The organism is Frigoribacterium sp. Leaf8 (assembly GCF_001421165.1).
GTDB lineage: Bacteria > Actinomycetota > Actinomycetes > Actinomycetales > Microbacteriaceae > Frigoribacterium.
The window spans coordinates 843,105-863,335 of record NZ_LMKB01000005.1; the positions used below are offsets into that span (position 1 = coordinate 843,105).

Sequence of the window (20,231 nt, forward strand, 5' to 3'; positions counted from 1 at the left end):
CCTGCCGGGGGGAGTCAGGGCGACATTCGGGTTGCCGCCCTGACTCAGGGTCTCGGAAGGGCCGGACGATCGTCCGGCCCTTCCTTCTTCCCCGGCCCTGCCGTGAGGCTGCCCGGTGGATGATCAGGGGGCCGAGCGGGGGATCTGCAGCCAGAGCTGCACCTCGTCGGCGTCGTCGTCCTCGTCCGCGTCGGCCGAGACGCCCCGGCCGAGGGCGCTCGACGACAGGTCCGGCGAACCGAGCCCGACGACCGTGACGGCGTCGTCTCCCCCGCCCTGGACGGTCCGGACGATGATGCGATCGGCGAGCGAGCCGCGGAGGGCCTCGGCGAGCACGGCATGGACCCGCCGCAGATCCGTTGGCCCGAGGTCGTCGAGGCCTCCCTCGTCGAGTAGGCTGACGACGGCCCCCCGACGACGCGCCGCCATGACCTCGTGACGCACGTCGTCGTCGAGGAGGCGGCGTCCCCGGATCTCGTCCCGGATGGCCCCCTCGAGGTTCAGGCACTCCTGGCGCTCGGCCGCGGTCAGGTCGCCGTGTCGATCGACGATGGTCTGGAGCATCGGCCGTGCCGTCCGGCCCGTCTGCAGCAGCCGGTACTGCCGCTCGTTCACGTGGGCTTCCTGCGCGGCCTGCCAGTCCGCCGCCTCGTGCTCGGCGAGGATGAACTCCCGCGTCTCGCGCCCGGCACGCGTCAGCGTGCTCGACATCGCGTGGCTGAAGGCGACCCAGACCACGCTGCCGACGATGCCGAGGTCGGCGATCTGTTCGGCCCCGGCCCAGAGCACCCCGTGAGCCGCCATGAATCCGACCCCGAGCCAGGCGAACCCCTGGCGGCGTCTCGTCGACACGATCACCATGAGCGTGCCCACGGCCGCCACGTACCACGTGGCATAGCCGTTCTTCACCGAGCTGTCGAGCTCGGAGGTCACGACCAGCGGGAGGACGATGCTTACGGCGAGGCAGAACGAGGCCAGCCACACGGGCATGATGACGTGGCGGCTGGGCCACAGCACGGCCACGGTCGCCGCGGCGTACAACACCATGCACGCGACGACGGGAAGCGGATCGGTGAACCGGTCCAACGAGGCCACGGCGAGGACCAGATGGTAGGCCGAGAAGACGGCGGCGAGCGAGACGATGAGCCACCGCGGCACGGAGACCCTCACGCGACGCCCTCCGGGATGCCCGTCTCGTCGGCGCGGTCGGGCGAGGGACGGGGAGCCGATCCCCCCTCGAGGAGGGCGCCGACCGGCCACTGCAGTCGCACGAGGGTTCCGCGCCCCGGTGCCGAGTCGATGGTCGCGAGTCCGCCGGCGTTGTTCAGCCTCTCGTGGATCGACACCCGGACACCCAGACGCTCGGTCGGCACCGTCGCCGGCTCGAAGCCCTTGCCCGTGTCGCCGACCTCGACGGTCGTGAGGCCGGTCGCCTCGCGGGTGACGTCGACCCACCGCCGGACACCGGGCGCGTCCCCGGCGTGCTGGGAACTGTTCACCAGGGCCTGCACGGCGGCCGAGTAGAGGGCCTCCGCGGCGGTGGACGGGATGCCCTCGCCCTCGATCGGGCCCCGGCGCAGCTCGACCGAGACGCCCAGGTCCGACACGGCGGCCGCGATGCGGTCGACCATGCCCGTGACCGTCGTGTCGGACTCGTCGAACGGCGTCGTGCTCGCCGCCGCCGAGAGGTGGGACATCGCGTTCCGGGCCATGTTGGTCGACAGCTCACGTTCTTCGGGCGACCAGGCCCTGGCCGCCTGGATGAAGGTCGTGAGGACGCTGTCGTGCACGATGGCGTCGACCTGCACCCGCTCGAGCTCGGTGGCGTGCTCGCGGATCGCCTCGGAGTACCGCGCGACCGCGGTCGCCTGGGCCTGGTCGACGTTCGCGGCCGCCTGGCGCAGGATCACCACGAGGATCAGGACCGCACCGCCGAGCAGGATCGCGTAGACGGAGTCGAGGGTCGCGCGCTGCGGGGAGACCGCTCCGCCCGACGGCGTCAGGCGGATGAAGCCGTAGACGGCGGGGGCGACGAAGAGGTAGCCGGTCGCGATCCAGGTGGAGAACGCCGACGCGGCCGAGGCCGTGGCGACGGTGCACAGGTACCAGAGCCAGGGCACGCTCGCCTGGACCTCGCTGGGGTCGTCGACGGCGAGGGGCCAGGTGACCAGCGCGATCAGGTAGGCGATCGCGACGAAGGCCTCGACCGTGGTCACGCCGCGCTGCACGAGGCTCGCCACGACCAACGCCAGGAACCCGCCGAACATGGCCAGGCCGATCACCCAGGCCCAGGCGAGCTGCATGCTCCCGACCTGACCGATCATCCCGGGCAGGGCCTGCAGGCCGAACACGAGACCGGCCGCGGCGATGATGCGCCCCAGCACCTTGTCGAGCAGGGCACGACTGATCGGGTTGCGCGGGGGCCGCAAGGGTCCGAGCGGGAGCGGGCCGGTCAGCCGACCCTCACCGGCCATCGCCACCGTCCGCGTCGAGCCCCGGCAGGATGCCGTCCTCGACGGCGCGACGGAGGAGGTCGACCTTGGTGGGTGCCGGGCGTCCGACCTCGACGTACTTGACGCGGATGCGGTCGAGGTACTCGCGGGCCGTCGAGTAGCCGATGCCGAGCTGTTGGGCGGCCAGCTTCAGCGGCAGACCCGAGGCGTAGAGGTGCAGGATCTCGCGCTCGCGACGACCGAGCTGGGCCTTGGCGAAGTCGCGGTCGGCATCGATCGCGCTCGCCCACTCGAGGTTGTTGAGCACGTCGCCGCGGGCGACCGTGGCGACCGCGGCCATGACGGTCTTCGTGGCGGAGGACTTCGGGATGACGCCGGCCGCCCCCGCGGCGAGCGCCTCACGGACCGAGGCGACCCGGTCGGCGATGCTGTGCACGAGGACGGCCGACCCCGTCGCCTGGACGCGCTTGACGTTCTCGGTGACGGTCGAGCCGTCGCCGAGCGACAGGTCGAGGACGACGACGTCGACCTCGCGACCCGCGAGGTTCTCGACGAACTCCTGCACGCCGGCGGCGGTGAGGATCACCTCGAAGCCCTCGTTCTGGCACGCGGCCTGGATGCCGAGCCGCACCGACTCGTGGTCGTCGACGACGGCGACCCTCACGGGTCCTGTCTGGCGGGTGGCGATGGGGGTCTCGGTCGTGATGTCTGACACGGTGATCCTTCGGTCGGCGTGTGCCCTGGTCCCTGAATCCCGGGCGTGCACGGGGTACATCGTAACCGGACGGCGGCTCAGGCCGGCAGCAGGCGCACCACCGTCTCGACGTGGTGCGTGTTCGGGAAGAGGTCGTACGCCTGCAGGGCGTCGAGCGCGTAGCCCCGCTCGGCGAAGAGGGCCACGTCCCGGGCGAGGGCGACCGGGTCGCACGCGACGTAGACGACCTGGGCCGGGCGGAGGGCCGCGATCTCGGACACCACGTCGCGCCCGGCGCCCGAGCGGGGCGGGTCGAGCACGACCGTCGCGGCGGCGAGGCGCTCGCGCTCGGCGTCGCTCGCCTGCGACGCGGTCTGGCGCAACCAGCGCTCGACGCGTCCCGTCACGGCCGACGCGCCGATCCACTCGGCCAGGTTCTCGGACGCGTGCTCGGTGGCCCGCTCGTCGCTCTCGACGCTCGTGATGCGCGTCCCCGCACCGAAGCGGTCCCCCACGGCGGCGGCGAGGAGTCCGACCCCGCCGTACAGGTCGAGGTTGGCGCCCTTCGGGTCGAAGCGCTCGGGGTCGATCATGGTCTGCACGGCGGCGGTGAGCGTGGCCGCTGCCTCGCGGTGCACCTGCCAGAAGCCGCCGTCGTCGAGCCGGAACTCGCGGTCGCCGACGACCTCGGTGATGGTCGAGCGGGCCTGCCGCCCGATGATCAGACGCGCGCCTCCGCCGCTCGGGGCGACGACGTCGACGTGTTCCTCGCCGGGGAAGGCGTCACCCAGCGGCGCCACCTCGGCGACCTCCGGCGACGCGAGCGGCAGGTCGGGCACGTGCACGACCCGGTGCGACCGAGCCGCGTACTGACCGGGACGCCCCTCGGCGTCGAGGTGCAGGCGCAGGCGCGTGCGCCACCCGGTGCCGCCGCGCTCGTCGTCGCCGGGCAGGGCCTCGACCGAGACGCGGCCGTCGGCGTCGGCGATCCCGCCCATGCGGGTCAGCGCGTCGACCACCACGCGTCGCTTCAGCTCGCGCTGGTGGCCGAGCTCGACGTGCCCGAACTCGGCGCCGCCGGCACGGTCGGTCGGATCGACCTCGAGGGCGGCCGCGCCCCACACGTGGGGTCGACGGTGCTCGCTCGCCTCGAGGACGCGCACCGTGTCGGCCCGCCAGAACGCCTTCTTGCGGTCGTCGGTGATGCGCGCCACGACCTTCTCGCCGGGCAGGGTGTCGGTCACGAACACGACCCGCCCGTCGAGTCTGGCCACCGAGATGCCCCCGTGTGCGATGCCCGTCACGTCCAGTTCGACCTCGCGGCCCAGCATGTCTCCCATGCGTCGAGTCTGACAGGCTGGGCGGCATGACCGTCCCGCTCTACCTGGCCAGCACCTCCCCCGCCCGTCTCGCCCTGCTGCGCGCCGCCGGCGTCGAGCCGGTGCTGATCAGTCCCGGTGTCGACGAAGAAGCCGCGGTCGCGGTCGAGTCGACACGGCTCGGCCGAGCGCTCACGGCGGCCGAGACGGTGCAGCACCTCGCCAGGCTCAAGGCCGAGGCCGTGCTCGACACGGTCGTCGACGGCCGCCCCCTCGACGGGTTGGTCCTCGGGGGCGACAGCGCCTTCGAGTTCGACGGCGAGGTGCACGGCAAACCCCACGAGCCCGCCCTGGCGCTCGACCGGTGGCGCCGCATGGCCGAGATCGGCCACGGCACCCTCTGGTCGGGTCACTGGCTGGTCGACCACCGCGGTGGCGCTCCGCGCGTCACCGCCGAGACCCCCTCAGGAGGCGCGGGCCGGGTCGGGAGCGCGTCCCTCACCTTCGCCGACGACCTCGACCCGCGCGAGCTCGCGGCCTACGTCGAGACGGGCGAGCCGCTCGAGGTCGCGGGGGCCTTCACGATCGACGGTCGGGCATCCGCGTTCATCACGCACATCGAGGGCACCCCGAGCGCCGTCGTCGGACTCTCGGTGCCCGTGCTGCGGTCGCTCGTCCGGGGCTTCGGCGTGCCGTGGCACGAGCTGTGGACCTCGCCGACCGCCGGCTCCTTGTAGGTTCTGCCTCGCGCCTCCTCGTCCTTTTTGTGCACGTCAGCCAAAGGCGGACGGGGAGGGCGCAATAGGGTGGGGAACTATGCCGCGTATCAGCAAGGTCCTCATCGCCAATCGTGGAGAGATCGCCGTCCGCGTGATCCGGGCCGCGCGTGACGCCGGAATCGGCTCGGTGGCGGTCTACGCCGACCAGGACCGCGACGCCCAACACGCCCGCCTCGCCGACGAGGCCTACGCCCTGGGCGGGACGACGAGCGCCGAGACCTACCTGGTCATCGACAAGATCCTCTCGATCGCCCGTCGCTCGGGTGCCGACGCCGTGCACCCCGGCTACGGCTTCCTCGCCGAGAACGCGGACTTCGCCCGGGCCGTCCAGGCCGCGGGCCTGGTCTGGATCGGCCCGTCGCCCGAGGCCATCGAGCAGCTGGGCGACAAGGTCTCGGCCCGGCACATCGCCGAGCGCGTCGGCGCCCCGCTCGCCCCCGGCACCCTCAACCCCGTCTCGGGCGCCGACGAGGTGCTCGAGTTCGTCGACCAGCACGGCCTCCCCGTCGCGATCAAGGCGGCCTTCGGCGGCGGCGGACGCGGTCTCAAGGTCGCCCGCACCCGCGAAGAGGTCCCCGAGCTGTTCGACTCGGCCACCCGCGAGGCCGTCGCGGCCTTCGGACGCGGCGAGTGCTTCGTCGAGAAGTACCTCGACCAGCCCCGCCACGTCGAGACCCAGTGCCTGGCCGACGCACACGGGAACGTCGTCGTCGTGTCGACCCGCGACTGCTCGCTGCAGCGCCGTCACCAGAAGCTCGTCGAAGAGGCCCCCGCACCGTTCCTCACCGACGAGCAGACCACGAAGCTGTACGAGTCGTCGAAGGCCATCCTCCGCGAGGTCGGCTACGTCGGTGCCGGCACCTGCGAGTTCCTGATCGGCAAGGACGGCACCGTCTCGTTCCTCGAGGTCAACACGCGCCTCCAGGTCGAACACCCCGTGTCCGAAGAGGTCACCGGCATCGACCTCGTCCGCGAACAGTTCCGCCTCGCCGAGGGCGGCGTGCTCGACTACGACGACCCCGAGGCCCGCGGCCACTCGTTCGAGTTCCGCATCAACGGCGAGGACGCCGGTCGGGGCTTCATGCCCGCCCCCGGTCCGATCCACGTCTTCAAGGCCCCGGGCGGTCCCGGCGTCCGCGTCGACAGCGGCGTCCAGGCCGGCGACGAGATCAGCGGGTCGTTCGACTCGCTTCTCGCCAAGCTGATCGTCACGGGTTCTTCGCGCGAGGACGCCCTCGAGCGTTCCCGTCGCGCCCTGGCCGAGTTCGAGGTCGCCGGCCTGCCGACCGTGCTGCCGTTCCACCGTGCCATCGTCGACGACCCCGCCTTCGCGCCGGCCGACGGTGCAGCGTTCTCCATCTACACCCGCTGGATCGAGACCGAGTTCGACAACACCATCCCCGCGTGGAGCGGCGAGGCCGAGGCCCCCCGGCCGGCCGACGAACGCGACACCGTCGTGGTCGAGGTGGGCGGAAAGCGCCTCGAGGTCTCGCTGCCGGCGGGCCTCGGGTCGCGCACCGCGCCTCCTGCGGTCGCGCCCAAGCGCCGGGGCGCGCCCCGGTCGTCGGTCGTCACCGCGACCGGTGCCGAGGTCAAGGCTCCGATGCAGGCCACCGTCGTCAAGCTCGCGGTCGAGGCCGGTCAGCAGGTCGTCAAGGGCGACCTGGTGCTCGTCCTCGAGGCCATGAAGATGGAGCAGCCCGTCGCCGCCCACCGCGACGGCACCGTCTCGGGCATCGCGGCCGTCGTCGGCGAGACGGTCTCGTCGGGTCACGTCCTGCTCAGCATCGACTGACCCCCGCGCCGGGCCCGGCGGCGACCGGGGACGCGCGTCGGCAGACCCTAGAGTGGACGCCATGTCTGAGACCACCACGCACCCGCTCGACGACCGCGCCGCCGACCCCTTCGAGGTCGCCCGCACCGCCGCCGCCGAGATCGCCGAGAAGACCGGCGTCGCCCGACACGACATCGCCCTGACGCTGGGCAGCGGTTGGGCCAAGGCCGCCGACCTGATCGGTGAGACCGTCGCCGAGGTCCCCGCGACCGAGATCACCGGCTTCGCCGCGTCGGCCGTCGTCGGCCACACGAGCTCGATCCGCAGCATCGCACTGCCCTCGGGCAAGCAGGCCCTCGTCATGGGCGCCCGCACCCACTACTACGAGGGCCACGGCGTGCGTCGGGTCGTGCACGGCGTGCGCACGGCCGCCGCCACGGGCGCGACGACCATGATCCTGACGAACGGTGCCGGGGGCATCAAGGAGACCTGGAAGCCCGGCACGCCGGTGCTGATCAGCGACCACATCAACCTCACGGCGGACTCGCCCCTCGAGGGCGCGACGTTCATCGACCTGACCGACCTCTACTCGACGCGCCTCCGCGACGTCGCCCGCGGCATCGATCCCGAGCTCGACGAGGGCGTCTACACGCAGTTCCGCGGCCCGCACTACGAGACGCCGGCCGAGGTGCAGATGGCCAAGGCCATCGGCGGGCACATCGTGGGCATGTCGACGGCCCTCGAGGCCATCGCCGCGCGCCAGTCCGGCATGGAGGTGCTCGGCATGTCGCTGATCACCAACCTGGCCGCGGGCATCCAGAAGACGCCGCTCAGCCACGCCGAGGTGCTCGAGGCCGGGCGCGAGGCCGAGGCCAAGATCAGCGACCTGCTCGCCCGCATCGTGGCGGCCCTGTGAGCGGCGACGTGACGGGGTCCGGCAGCGACGGCTCCCCGGTCTCGTCCGACCTCGAGCGGTTGATCGCGTCGGCCACCGCCTGGCGCGACCAGGACCCCGACGACGAGACGCGCGACGAGCTCGACCGACTGCTGACCCGGGCCGGCTCCGACGACGCCGACGCCTCGTCCGAACTCGCCGACCGCTTCGCCGGTCGCCTGCAGTTCGGCACGGCCGGCCTGCGCGGCGCCCTCGGCTCGGGTCCGAACCGCATGAACCGCGTGCTCGTGGCGCAGGCCGCGGCCGGCTTCGCGGCCTTCCTGCGGGGCCGCGAGTCGAGCCCCTCCATCGTCATCGGCTACGACGGGCGCAAGAACTCCGACGTCTTCGCGCGGGACACGGCCGAGATCATGGCCGCCGCGGGCGTCGCGGCCACGATCCTGCCCCGCGCCCTCCCGACCCCGGTGCTGGCCTTCGCCGTGCGCCACCTCGACGTCAGCGCAGGCGTCATGGTGACCGCGAGCCACAACCCGGCGCAGGACAACGGCTACAAGGTCTACCTCGGCGGTGTCGACGCCGGCTCGCAGATCGTGTCCCCGGTCGACGGCGAGATCGCCGCCGAGATCGAGGAGGCCGCGCAGTCCCCCGTCACGCGACTGGCCCGTTCCGACGACTACCGCGAGGCCGGTGACGACCTCGTCATGGAGTACGTCCGTCGCACCGCCGCGGTGGCCGGCACGGCGGCGAACGGTCGTCAGCCACGGGTCGTCTACACCGCGATGCACGGCGTCGGGTGGGAGGTCGCACGCCGCGTGTTCGCGACCGCCGGCTTCACCGAGCCGATCCCGGTCGGCGAGCAGAGCGCCCCCGACCCGGCGTTCCCGACCGTGGCCTTCCCCAACCCGGAAGAGCCCGGCGCCCTGGACCTCGCGTACGCCACGGCCGGCCGCGTCGAGGCCGACCTGGTCATCGCCAACGATCCCGACGCCGACCGGCTCGCGGTCGCGATCCCCGTCGACGGCGGCTGGCGTCGACTCAGCGGCAACGAGGTCGGCTCGCTGCTCGGCTGGCGCGCCGCAGAACGGGCACGACGGGACGACCGCGACGGCACCCTGGCCGCGAGCATCGTCTCGTCGCCCGCCCTGCGCGAGATCGCCCGGGTACACGGACTCGACTACGTCGACACGCTCACGGGATTCAAGTGGGTCTCCCGCGTCGGAGGGCTGCTCTACGGCTACGAAGAGGCACTCGGCTACCTCGTCGACCCCGACGTCGTCCGCGACAAGGACGGGATCTCGGCCGCGGTCGACCTCCTCGCCCTCGCCACGGAGCTGCACACGGCCGGGTCGAGCCTGGCCGAGCACCTCGTCGCCTTCGACGAGCGGTTCGGCGCCTACGCCTCCTCGCAGATCTCGATCCGGGTCGAGGACCTCGCCACCATCACGGACCTCACCGACGGTCTCCGCCGGCGCCCGCCGTCGACGATCGGCTCGCACCGCGTCGACCGGGTGGACGACTTCCGGGACGGGTTCGGAGCCTTCCCCGCGGGCGACATCCTCCGCTACTGGCTCACCGACGGCTCACGCGTCATCGTCCGCCCGAGCGGCACCGAGCCGAAGCTCAAGGTCTACATCGACGCGTCGAGCACCGAGGGCGACGCCGTCGCCCGTCGAGCCGCCGCCGAGGCGGCCGTGGCCGATCTCGACGCGGGCATGCGCGACCTCCTGGCCTGACGGTCGGGGCGGTGACCGCCCGGACGACGAGAGAGACCCCGGAGGCGCGAGCTGCGCCTCCGGGGTCTCTCTCGTCGTGGCCGGTGAGGTTCGCCCCGGTGCCGCACGCCGCGGTCAGCCGAGCGACTTCTGCAGCTTCTCGGTGAGCTCCGCCTGGTCGAAGTGGTTCTGGATGACGATGACGTCGGCGAACGTGGAGCCGATGGCCTCGACGAACTCGGCCGACGTGAGGATCACCTGCGCATCGTCACCGACCGTCGCGATCGAGCCGATGTCGGCTGCGACCACGTCGGCCTCGATGTCGAGCTTGGCCAGGACCCGCTCGGCGTTGACCTTGAGGATTCCGCTGCTGCCGATGCCGGCGCCGCAGATGGTGACGATCTTCATTGTGGGGAGGTCTCGATCCGTGGGAGGGCGATCAGGCGGGGACGCCCATGAGCCGCCGCACCTCGTCGACCGAGGAGGCGGCCGCGAGGGCGGGGATGACGGAGGCCTCGTTGAAGACGTTCGCCAGGTCGGCGATCGACTCGAGGTGGCCGCCGACGGTGACGATCGCGAGGCCGAGGACCACGCTGACCGGGTCGTTGTGCGGGTGCCCGAACGGAACGGGCTCGGCCAGGGTCACGACGGCCAGGCCGTCGCGGACGACGTCGTCACCGGGCCGTGCGTGGGCCAGGGCGAGACCGGGGGCGATGACCACGTAGGGGCCGTGTTCGTCGATCATGCGGACCATCTCGTCGCCGTAGCCCTCGCGGGCGGCACCGGAGTCGACCAGGGCACGACCGGCCACTCGGACGGCCTCACGCCAGTCGACGACCTGGGCGCCGATGACGACGGCCTCGTCCGGCAGCGGCGGGAGTGCCATGGTCAGGCCCCCTCGAAGCCGGCGGTGATGCGGTCGGCCAGCGCCTCGCGGTCCTCGAGGGGCAGGAAGCACGACGCGGCGGCGTTGAGTTGGAAGGTCTCGTGGTCGTCGAGGTCGTAGTCGAAGGCCTGGCTGAGCAGGGCGAGCTCTTTGCAGAGGCTCGTGTCGCTCATCAGGCGGTTGTCGGTGTTGACCGTCACGCCGTAGCCGAGCTGGTACAGCAGGTCGAAGGGGTGGTCGTCGAGGTCCGTTCCCCAGGCGGCGATGGCACCGGTCTGCAGGTTCGACTGCGGCGACAACTCGAGCGGGATCTCGCGGTCGCGCACCCACGACGCGATCGGCCCGATCTCGACGGTGGAGGTCGACCCCTTGCTCGCGACGACGCGGATGTCTTCGGCGATGCGGACCCCGTGGCCGAGCCGGAGGGCCCGCCCGTCGATCAGCGCACCCCGGATGCTGTCGAGACCGTCGGCCTCGCCCGCGTGCACCGTGACGGGCATGAACTCGCGGGCCAACAGGTCGAAGGCGACCCTGTGGTCGGCGGCCGGGTACCCCGCCTCGGGACCGGCGATGTCGAAGGCCAGCACGCCGTTCTCGCGATGGCGCACGGCGAGCTGGGCGATCTCGAGCGATCGCTCGCCCTGGCGCAGCGCACTCAGGATCTGCCCGACCGAGATCTCGTACCCGTCGTCGGCCAGCGACTGCACGGCCGACGCGAAGCCCGCCTGCACGGCCTCCACCGCCTGGTCGAGGGTGAGCCCCTGCCGTTGGTGTTGCTCGGGGGCCCAGCGCACCTCGGCGTGGACGACGCCGTCGGCGGCCAGGTCGAGGACGAACTCGTGCGCGACCCGGGTCAGCTGCTCGCGGGTCTGCATGACCGCGACCGTGAGCTCGAAGGTCGCGAGGTAGTCGACGAGGGTGCCGGAGTCGGCGTTCTCGACGAACCAGCGGCGCAGCGCCTCGGGTTCGGACGCGGGGAGATCGACGCCGGCCTCGACCGCGAGGTCGACGATGGTCTCGGGCCGGAGTCCGCCGTCGAGGTGGTCGTGCAGCGAGACCTTCGGCAGGGCCGCGAGGCGCGGGCCCCCGTTCGGCAGCCGGTAGTCCTTGTCGGGAGCGCTCATGCCCTCAATCTACTAGCGCTCCGGGCGGCGACTCTGGACGCGCGCCACGAGAGAGGTGCGCTCTCCACGAGAACCGGCACCGCGCCTCCTGGACGGAGGCGCGGTGCCGGTGGGACGTGCTCGGGCGGGTCGTCAGCCGATGCGCTCGGCGACGATCGTGCGCGCCGCCGGAGCCTCGTCGCCGATCGTCCACGCCCCGTCGACGGCCTCGAGGGCACGCTCGAACCGCTCGGGTTCGTCGGTGTGCAGGGTGAAGAGGGGCTGGCCCTCGGTGACCCGGTCGCCCGGCTTCGCGTGCAGCTCGATGCCGGCGGCCGCCTGCACGGGGTCCTGCTTGCGGGCGCGACCGGCACCGAGGCGCCAGGCACCGATGCCGAAGGGCAGCGCGTGCTGCTCGGTCAGGTGACCACTGCGCCCGGCGGTGACGACGTGCGTCTCGCGGGCGGTCGGCAGCGCGGCGTCGGGGTCCCCGCCCTGGGCACGGATCATGCGCTTCCAGGCGTCCATGGCGCGTCCGTCGTCGAGGGCGGCCTCGACGTCGGCGTCGGGTCTCCCCGCGAGGGTCAGCATCTCGCGGGCGAGTGCCACCGTGAGCTCGCGGATGTCGGCGGGGCCGCCTCCGGCGAGGGTCTCGACCGACTCACGGACCTCGAGGGCGTTGCCGATGGTCAACCCGAGCGGCACGTTCATGTCGGTCAGCAGGGCGGTGGTCGCGACGCCGGCGTCGGTGCCGAGGTCGACCATGGTGCGGGCCAGCTCACGCGACCGCTCGATGTCCTGGATGAAGGCGCCCGACCCGAACTTGACGTCGAGGACGAGGGCGGCGGTGCCCTCGGCGATCTTCTTGCTCATGATCGACGACGCGATCAGCGGGATGGCCTCGACGGTGCCCGTGATGTCACGGAGCGCGTAGAGCTTGCCGTCGGCGGGGGCGAGGCCCGACCCGGCGGCGCAGACGACGGCGCCGCTGTCGGCCATGATCTCGCGCATGCGGTCGTTCGAGATCGAGGCCTGCCAGCCGGGGATCGACTCGAGCTTGTCGAGTGTTCCCCCGGTGTGGCCGAGGCCCCGGCCCGAGAGCTGGGGCACGGCGACGCCGAACGAGGCGACGAGCGGAGCCAGCGGCAGGGTGATCTTGTCACCGACGCCACCGGTGGAGTGCTTGTCCACGGTCGTCTTGCCGAGCCCGGCGAAGTCCATCGTCTCGCCCGACCGGATCATGGCCATCGTCATGTCTCGGATCTCTCGGCGCTCCATGCCGTTGAGGAAGATCGCCATGGTCAGCGCCGACATCTGCTCGTCCGCGACGTACCCGCGCGTGTACGCGTCGATGAGCCAGTCGATCTGCGCGGTGCTGAGGGCGTCGCCGCCCCGCTTGACGCGGATGAGGTCGACGGTGTCGAACGGTTCGACGGCGTTCTGGGTCACGGCGGGGCTCCTAGCAGTGGTGCGATGGGTGGTGCGAGGGCGCGACCACGGGGTCGCGACCGGGAGGGACGAGGAGGCGCGGGTCAGCCCTGCGAGGCGCGGTACGCCTCGAGCTGCCGCGGTCCGAACGCGTCGGGGATGACCTCGTCGATGGTCTTGAAGCCCGAGACGGTGTCGAGGACCATGGCTTCGTCGGAGTGTTCGTAGAGCAGCTGACGGCACCGCCCGCAGGGCATCAGGACCCCGCCGTTGCCGTCGACGCAGGCGAAGGCGACCAAACGGCCCCCTCCCGACATGACGAGGTCGGACACCAATGAGCACTCGGCGCAGAGGGTGATGCCGTACGAGGCGTTCTCGACGTTGCAGCCCGAGACGATCCGACCGTCGTCCGTGACGGCCGCGGCCCCCACGGGGAAGTTCGAGTAGGGGACGTACGCCTTGCGCATGGCGTCGCGAGCCGCCCCGCGGAGGGCGTCCCAGTCGGTCTCGGCGAGCACGGACTCGCTGCTGCGGGCGGTCACGACTTGATGTAAGGCTTGCCCGAGGCCGCGGGGCCCCGGGACTGCCCGACCAGGCCGGCGACCGCGAAGATCGTCACGACGTACGGCAGCATGAGCATGAACTCGCTGGGCACCGGCGAACCGATGGCGCCGAGCACGTTCTGCAGGTTGCTCGCGAAGCCGAACAACAGCGCGGCGAGCGTGGCCCGGATTGGGTCCCACCGACCGAAGATGACCGCGGCCAGGGCGATGAAGCCCGCGCCCGCCGTCATCTCTTTCTGGAAGTTGCCGAGCGAACCGAGCGTGAAGTACGCCCCGCCGAGGCCGGCGATCGCCCCCGCGAGGGAGACGTTCCAGAACCGGGTGGCGTTGACCTTGATGCCCACGGTGTCGGCCGCCTGCGGGTGCTCGCCCACCGAACGGAGGCGCAACCCCCACCGCGTGCGGAAGAGACCGTAGAAGACGACCGCGATCGCGATGTACATCAGGTAGACGATGATCGTCTGACGGAAGAAGACCGGCCCGACGATCGGGATCTGGCTGAGGACCGGGATGTCGAGCTGCGGGAACCGCACGCCGCGGTTCAGCGACTCGGACTTCGACAGCACCTGCGAGTACAGGAAGCTGGTGAGGCCCGTGACGAGCACGTTGAGCACGACGCCGACGATGACCTGGTCGACGATGTAGCGGATGCTGAAGACCGCCAGGACCATCGACACGAGCACGCCCGCGATCATCGCCCCGACCAGGCCGACGTAGGCCGACCCGGTCGCCGAGGCGACCATGGCCGAGACGAAGGCTCCGGCGAGCAACTGCCCCTCGATCGCGACGTTGACGACACCGACCCGCTCGCTGATGACACCGCCGAGGGCACCGAAGATCAGCGGGGTGCTGAGTGCGAGGGCGCCGAGCAGCAGACCGGGCACCGGGATGGTCTGACCGGCGCTCGCCCACGTGAGGAAGCCGAGCAGGAAGAGGACGCCGAACACGGCGATCAGCCAGATCGGCACCTTCTCGAAGCGGACGGCGCGCAGCACCGCGACCACCGTGATGACGGCCAGGAGCACCGTCAGCACGATGCCGGTGCCGGCCGCCGGCAGGACCGCGTCGGGCAGGGCGAAGAAGTCCGTCGTCGTCGACAGGCGGAAGGTGCTCTCGCCGTCCCGGGCGAGGCCGAGGAACAGCACGGCGGCCACGACCGTGAAGATCGCGAACGCGATCGGGGCCTTGAGGCTGCGGGAGGAGGCCCGCGCCAGGTCGGGCGACGGCGCGGCGGGGACCGCGGTGTCGGGGGTGAGCGTGCTCACTTGGTGACCACCGCCTCCTTGTTCGAGGCCTTGCGCACCGGGCGGAGGCCCGGGGCCGGCAGACGGAAGATCGCTCGGACCAGCGGGGGCGCGGCCACGAACAACACGATGAGGGACTGCACGACGAGCACGATGTCGATCGGTACGCCGTTGGCGGCCTGCATCGAGTACCCGCCGGCCTTGAGCGCGCCGAAGAGGACGCCGGCGCCGAACACTCCCCACGGCCGCGAACGACCGAGCAGCGCGACCGTGATCGCGTCGAAGCCGATGCCGGCGTCGATGCCCGAGGTGAAGCCGCTGGTCAGCGTGCCGAGCACCTGGGTCGACCCGGCGACGCCCGCGAGCGCACCCGAGATGAGCATCGCGTAGAGGTAGATGTTCTTGACGTTCATGCCGGCCGTGCGGGCTGCGTGCGGGTTCTCGCCGACGGCACGGAACCGGAAGCCGAGCGTCGACCGGTTGATCAGCCACCAGACGACGGCGGTGATGACGATGACCAGCACGAAGCCCCAGTTGAGGTTGTACCGGGCGCCGAACAGGTCGGGCAGGATCGCCGTGTCGAGCGTGGCGGGCGACTTGGGGTTCGCGCTGCCCGGAGCCTGCAGCAGGCCCTGCGTCCGCAACATGAAGGCCAACAGGTAGAAGGCGATGTAGTTGAGCATGATCGTGAGGATCACCTCGTGGGCGCCGGTGCGGGCCTTGAGCAGGCCCACGATGCCGCCCCACAGGGCACCCGCGGCGATGCCGGCGGCGAGGGCGAGGGGAAGGTGCACGGCGAGCGGCAGGTGGAAGGAGAAGCCCACCCAGCCGGCGGCGGCCGAGGCCATCAGCATCTGCCCGCGGGCACCGATGTTGAACAGGCCCACGCGGAACGCGACCGCGACGCCGAGGCCCGCGGCGATGAGGGGCACGGCGTAGTTCAGCGTCTCGGTCAGCGGACGGATGCCCGCCGCGAAGCCGTCGACCCGGAAGTTGTAGATCGCGCCCTGGAAGAGCGACGAGTACGACCCGCCGACCGCGGTCCAGAACGCCTGGAAGAAGTCGGCCGGGCGCGAGAAGAAGTAGCCCAGCGTGCCCTGCACCGTGGTGTCGGTGAACCCGATGAGGAGGCCCGAGACGACGAGTGCCAACACGACGGCGAGTACCGAGATGGCGGCGTTGCCGGTCGTGATCTCTCTCAGGAGGCGCGAGCCGCGTCCCTCGGTCGACTCCGGTGACGACGGGGCGGGTGGCGTGCCCGGGCCCGTCGTGGTGGTCGTGGCGTCGCTCACGCTGCCTGCTCCGTTCCCTGCGGCATCTCGCCGGCCATCATGAGCCCCAGCACGTCGCGAGGGGTGTCCGCCGGCACGATGCCGACGATGGTGCCGCGGTACATCACGGCGATGCGGTCGGCCAGGGCGGCGACCTCGTCGAGCTCGGTCGAGACGACGATGACGGGCACGCCCTGGTCGCGGGTCTCGACGATGCGCTTGTGCACGAACTCGATCGACCCGACGTCGATGCCGCGGGTGGGCTGGGCGGCCACGAAGAGCCGCAGGTCGCGGCTGAGCTCGCGCGCCAGAACGACCTTCTGCTGGTTGCCGCCCGAGAGGCGGCCGGCAGGCGTCGTGATGCCCTGGGTGCGGATGTCGAACTCCTTCACCTTGGCCACGGCGAACGCCGCGAGCTCGGCGAGCTTGAGCGAGCCGCGTTTCACGAAGGGACCGGACTGCGAGCGGTCGAGCATGAGGTTCTCGGCCACGGTGAACTCGCCGACGAGGCCGTCCTGGTTGCGGTCCTCGGGGACGAAACCGACGCCCGCGTCGAGGACCTGGCGCACGCTGCGGCCCGTGATGTCGCGCCCGTCCAGGGAGACCCGCCCTTCGACCCGGGGCTGGAGGCCGAGGATGGCCTCGGTGAGTTCGGTCTGGCCGTTGCCCTGGACGCCGGCGATGGCGAGGATCTCGCCCCGGCGGACCTCGAACGAGACGTCGTCCACGACGACCTGTCCGATGGGGTCGACCACCCGGAGGTTCTCGACCACCAGGGCGGGCTCGCCGGCTTCGGCGGGGGCCTTCTGGACGGTGAGCTCGACGGCGCGACCGACCATGAGCGAGGCGAGCTCGGCGTTCGAGGCGGTCGGTTCGGCCTCGCCGACGACCGTGCCGAGTCGGATGACGGTGATGCGGGTGGCGACCTCGCGCACCTCGCGCAGCTTGTGGGTGATGAAGACGATGGCGGTGCCGGCGTCGCGCAGCTGACGCATGATCACCATGAGCTCGTCGGTCTCCTGCGGCGTGAGCACGGCGGTGGGCTCGTCGAACACGAGCACCTTGGCGTCACGGGACAGGGCCTTGATGATCTCGACGCGTTGCTGCACACCGACGGGCAGCTCCTCGACGAGGGCGTCGGGGTCGATGTCGAAGCCGAACCGGCTGCTGATCTCTCGCACCTTGGCGCGTGCCGCGGCGAGGTCGAGCCGGCCGCCGGACCTGGTCTCTTCGTGGCCGAGCATGACGTTCTCGGCGACGGTGAAGACGGGCACCAGCATGAAGTGCTGGTGGACCATGCCGATTCCGGCGCCCATGGCGTCGCCCGGACCCGAGAAGTGCTGGACGGCGTCGTCGAGCAGGATCTCGCCCTCGTCGGCCTGGTAGAGCCCGTAGAGCACGTTCATCAGCGTGGACTTGCCGGCACCGTTCTCGCCGAGCAGGCAGTGGATCTCGCCGGGCTCGACGGTCAGGCTGATGTGGTCGTTGGCGGTCAGCGCGCCGAATCGCTTGGTGATGCCCCGCAGTTCGAGCTTCATCTCAGGTGGCTACCTCGGGTCTAGGCATTCGGGTGGGGACGGGCGGCACCGGGTCGGCGGCCCGCCCACAGGCGTTGAGAGGGCCGGGAGCGACGGGGTGACCGTCGCTCCCGGCCCTGGGTCAGTCGATGCTAATCGATGACGGGAGGTGCTTTCGTCAGCTGGTGAGCGCCGACGGGGACTCGACCTCGATGGAGCCGTCGATGATGCCGGCCTTGATGGTGTCGAGCTCGTCCTGCAGACCGGAGTCGACCTTGTCGGCGTAGTCGTGGAACGGGGCGATGCCGACGCCGTCGTTCTCGAGCGTGCCCACGTAGGGCGTGCTCGAGAACTTGTCCTCGCTGGCCTGCGTGACGACCGCGTCGGTCGCCTGCTTGATGCCCTTGAGCACCGAGGTGAGGAAGAGGTCCTTGTTGGCACTGTCGGTCTCGTAGGTGTCGCTGTCGGCACCGACCAGGACGACGTCCTTGCCGGAGTCGCGGATCGCCTCGGCGGCGCTCTGGTAGATCGGGCCACCGACCGGCAGGATGACGTCGGCGTTCTGGTCGATCAGGGTCTGGGCGCTCTGCTTGGCCGTGGTGCCGGCCTCGAAGCCACCGGTGAAGGTGCCGTTCTGGGCGTCAACGTCCCAGCCGACGACCTTGACGTCCTTGCTCTTCTGCTCGTTGTAGTACTTCACGCCGTCGGCGAAGCCGTCCATGAAGATGGTGACGGTCGGGAACTGCATGCCGCCGAAGGTGCCGACGACGCCGGTCTTCGAGTAGCTCGCCGCCGCGTAGCCCGCGAGGAACGCGGCCTCGGACGTGTTGAAGGTGATCGGCTGCACGTTGTCGGCCGTGATCGACGAGTCGTCGATGGTGGCGTAGTTGATGCCCGAGTTCGCCTCGGCCGCCGACTTGGTGGCGTCGGCGAGCGCGAAGCCGACCGTGACGATCAGGTTGCAGCCCTGGTCGGCGAGGTTCGACAGGTTGGCGTCGTAGACCGTCTCGTCGGCGGACTCGACCGTCTTGGGCGTGGACCCGATGGTCTTCGCGGCCTCGGTCAGGCCCTCGTAGCCGAGCTGGTTGAACGACTTGTCGTCGAAGCCGCCGGCGTCGGAGACCATGCAAGGGACGAAGTCGCTCGAGGCGCCGCTGGTCGAGCCAGAGCCGCTCTCGGGGGCCGAGGCACAGCCGGCCAGGATGACGGCGGTGCTCGCCAGGGCGAGGCCGCTGAGCACGGCCTTGCGCGCAGTTGTAGTCAAGTTGTCCTCCAGGGTGCAGCCCGGCACGAGGCGCGCCGGGTGGGTATGGCTGACAGGTTACCTACTGTGACGAGCGCCTCCGACCGACGGGTGGTAGTGATGCCGAGGCGTTACACAGTCGCGACCACGACGTAACGAGCACGAAACGTCCACGGGCCCGGAGCGGGTCAGAGGACGTCGCTGCGACCGCTCAGCTTGAGGGCGTCCACGACGCCCTTGACGCGTTGGGCGTTCGCCGTCGTCGTGACGAGCAGGGCGTCGGGGGTGTCGACCACGATGATGTCGTTGACGCCGATCAGCGAGATCAGCCGGCCGCTGTTGCCGACGACGATGCCGCTCGAGCTGTCGGCGAGCACGCGGGCGTTCTCGCCGAGGATGGCCAGGTCGCTCTTGCGACCGCCGGCGTGCAGCTTGGCGATGGAGGCGAAGTCGCCGACGTCGTCCCAGTCGAAGTCGCCGGGCACGACGGCCAGCCGGCCCGCCGCGGCGGCGGGTTCGGCCACGGTGTAGTCGATGGCGATCTTCTCGAGGCCGGGCCACACCTTGTCGACGACGGTGCCGCGCTTCGGGGTGTCCCACGCCGCCGCGAGCTCTTCGATGCCCTCGAGCAGGTCGGGACGGGTCTCGCCCAGCTGCTCGAGCAACCGGTCGGCCCGCGAGATGAACATGCCGCCGTTCCAGAGGTAGTCGCCGCCGGAGACGTAGCGCTCGGCCGTCTCGAGGTCGGGCTTCTCGACGAACGACTCGACCGTGCGGGCGCTCGGTGCGCCCTCGATGTCGAGCGGTGCGCCGACATGGATGTAGCCGAACCCGATCGCGGGTTCGGTGGGGGTGATGCCGATCGTGGCGATGTAGCCCTCGTCGGCGGCGACGATGGCCTCGCGGACGGCCCGACCGAAACCGCGGGTGTCGGCGATGACGTGGTCGGCGGCGAACGAGCCGATGATGACGTCCGGCTCACGACGACGGAGGACGGCGGCGGCGAGGCCGATGGCCGCGGTGCTGTCCTTCGGCTCGCTCTCGAGGACGACGTTGTGGTCGGCGAGGCCGGGCAGCTGCGACTCGACCGCTGCTCGGTGTGCCCGCCCGGTGACGACCATGATGCGTTGGTCGCCGTTGAGCGGGGCGAGGCGGTCCCAGGTGCCGCGCAGCAGGGTCGACCCGCTGCCGGTGAGGTCGTGCAGGAACTTGGGCGCGTCGGCGCGGCTGAGCGGCCAGAGACGGGACCCGATGCCACCCGCCGGGATGATGCTGTAGAACCGGTCGAGGCTTTCCTGGATCGTCATGAGTTCACCTTATCGACGCCCCTCCTCCATGCCTCCGATCCCC

18 protein-coding genes are annotated in these 20,231 nt (G+C 71.3%); 4 read left to right on the top strand and 14 right to left on the bottom strand.

Annotation, left to right across the window (positions count from 1 at the left end):
* Window positions 1–123: 123 nt before the first annotated feature.
* The 4 genes from ASL10_RS08625 to ASL10_RS08640 all read right to left on the bottom strand — a co-directional run bounded on the left by ASL10_RS08625 (window position 124) and on the right by ASL10_RS08640 (window position 4,487).
* Window positions 124–1,170 (bottom strand): hypothetical protein, encoded by a 1,047-nt coding sequence (locus tag ASL10_RS08625; protein ID WP_056046380.1) that lies wholly within the window; start codon window positions 1,168–1,170, stop codon window positions 124–126.
* Entirely contained in the window at window positions 1,167–2,474 is a 1,308-nt protein-coding gene (locus tag ASL10_RS08630; RefSeq protein WP_148053629.1) for a sensor histidine kinase, read from the bottom strand. The genes ASL10_RS08625 and ASL10_RS08630 overlap by 4 nt, the downstream gene beginning before the upstream one ends.
* Window positions 2,464–3,168, bottom strand: coding sequence for a response regulator transcription factor (locus ASL10_RS08635; protein ID WP_056046385.1), 705 nt, complete (start codon window positions 3,166–3,168; stop codon window positions 2,464–2,466). Before ASL10_RS08635 ends, ASL10_RS08630 begins: the two co-directional genes overlap by 11 nt.
* A 77-nt stretch (window positions 3,169–3,245) precedes the next feature.
* A complete protein-coding gene (locus ASL10_RS08640; RefSeq protein ID WP_056046386.1) occupies window positions 3,246–4,487 on the bottom strand; it encodes a class I SAM-dependent RNA methyltransferase in 1,242 nt (413 codons plus the stop codon).
* A gap of 26 nt (window positions 4,488–4,513) precedes the next feature.
* On the opposite strand from ASL10_RS08640, the gene ASL10_RS08645 reads away from it, so the two are divergent.
* From ASL10_RS08645 to ASL10_RS08660, 4 genes are all read left to right on the top strand, one after another.
* Window positions 4,514–5,203: a nucleoside triphosphate pyrophosphatase gene (locus tag ASL10_RS08645; RefSeq protein ID WP_056046388.1), complete on the top strand. Its 690-nt coding sequence runs from the start codon at window positions 4,514–4,516 to the stop codon at window positions 5,201–5,203.
* A 79-nt stretch (window positions 5,204–5,282) separates the two neighbouring features.
* Window positions 5,283–7,040, top strand: coding sequence for a biotin carboxylase N-terminal domain-containing protein (locus ASL10_RS08650; RefSeq protein ID WP_056046390.1), 1,758 nt, complete (start codon window positions 5,283–5,285; stop codon window positions 7,038–7,040).
* 61 nt (window positions 7,041–7,101) lie between these two features.
* Entirely contained in the window at window positions 7,102–7,935 is an 834-nt protein-coding gene (locus ASL10_RS08655; protein WP_056046393.1) for a purine-nucleoside phosphorylase, read from the top strand.
* A gap of 8 nt (window positions 7,936–7,943) precedes the next feature.
* Window positions 7,944–9,647, top strand: a complete 1,704-nt coding sequence (locus ASL10_RS08660) for a phospho-sugar mutase (RefSeq protein ID WP_200922602.1) — start codon at window positions 7,944–7,946, stop codon at window positions 9,645–9,647.
* Window positions 9,648–9,761: 114 nt separating this feature from the next.
* On the opposite strand, the gene ASL10_RS08665 is transcribed toward ASL10_RS08660, so the two are convergent.
* The 10 genes from ASL10_RS08665 to ASL10_RS08710 all read right to left on the bottom strand — a co-directional run bounded on the left by ASL10_RS08665 (window position 9,762) and on the right by ASL10_RS08710 (window position 20,188).
* The gene (locus ASL10_RS08665; RefSeq protein WP_056046395.1) at window positions 9,762–10,034 is read right to left on the bottom strand and encodes a PTS sugar transporter subunit IIB; all 273 of its coding nucleotides are present in this window, start codon (window positions 10,032–10,034) and stop codon (window positions 9,762–9,764) included.
* 31 nt (window positions 10,035–10,065) lie between these two features.
* The gene (locus tag ASL10_RS08670; RefSeq protein WP_056046397.1) at window positions 10,066–10,512 is read right to left on the bottom strand and encodes a PTS sugar transporter subunit IIA; all 447 of its coding nucleotides are present in this window, start codon (window positions 10,510–10,512) and stop codon (window positions 10,066–10,068) included.
* 2 nt (window positions 10,513–10,514) lie between these two features.
* Window positions 10,515–11,636 (bottom strand): adenosine deaminase, encoded by a 1,122-nt coding sequence (locus tag ASL10_RS08675; protein WP_056046400.1) that lies wholly within the window; start codon window positions 11,634–11,636, stop codon window positions 10,515–10,517.
* Window positions 11,637–11,768: 132 nt separating this feature from the next.
* Window positions 11,769–13,064, bottom strand: a complete 1,296-nt coding sequence (locus tag ASL10_RS08680; protein WP_056046402.1) for a thymidine phosphorylase — start codon at window positions 13,062–13,064, stop codon at window positions 11,769–11,771.
* Window positions 13,065–13,147: 83 nt separating this feature from the next.
* Window positions 13,148–13,585 (bottom strand): cytidine deaminase, encoded by a 438-nt coding sequence (locus tag ASL10_RS08685; protein ID WP_162234605.1) that lies wholly within the window; start codon window positions 13,583–13,585, stop codon window positions 13,148–13,150.
* Window positions 13,582–14,871, bottom strand: coding sequence for an ABC transporter permease (locus ASL10_RS08690; protein WP_056046404.1), 1,290 nt, complete (start codon window positions 14,869–14,871; stop codon window positions 13,582–13,584). Before ASL10_RS08690 ends, ASL10_RS08685 begins: the two co-directional genes overlap by 4 nt.
* Window positions 14,868–16,142, bottom strand: a complete 1,275-nt coding sequence (locus ASL10_RS08695) for an ABC transporter permease (RefSeq protein WP_056046406.1) — start codon at window positions 16,140–16,142, stop codon at window positions 14,868–14,870. The genes ASL10_RS08690 and ASL10_RS08695 overlap by 4 nt, the downstream gene beginning before the upstream one ends.
* Window positions 16,139–17,659: an ABC transporter ATP-binding protein gene (locus ASL10_RS08700; RefSeq protein WP_056046408.1), complete on the bottom strand. Its 1,521-nt coding sequence runs from the start codon at window positions 17,657–17,659 to the stop codon at window positions 16,139–16,141. The genes ASL10_RS08695 and ASL10_RS08700 overlap by 4 nt, the downstream gene beginning before the upstream one ends.
* 157 nt (window positions 17,660–17,816) lie before the next feature.
* The gene (locus ASL10_RS08705; protein ID WP_056047703.1) at window positions 17,817–18,902 is read right to left on the bottom strand and encodes a BMP family protein; all 1,086 of its coding nucleotides are present in this window, start codon (window positions 18,900–18,902) and stop codon (window positions 17,817–17,819) included.
* A gap of 167 nt (window positions 18,903–19,069) precedes the next feature.
* Window positions 19,070–20,188, bottom strand: coding sequence for a mannose-1-phosphate guanylyltransferase (locus ASL10_RS08710; RefSeq protein ID WP_056046410.1), 1,119 nt, complete (start codon window positions 20,186–20,188; stop codon window positions 19,070–19,072).
* Between the last annotated feature and the right edge of the window lie 43 nt (window positions 20,189–20,231).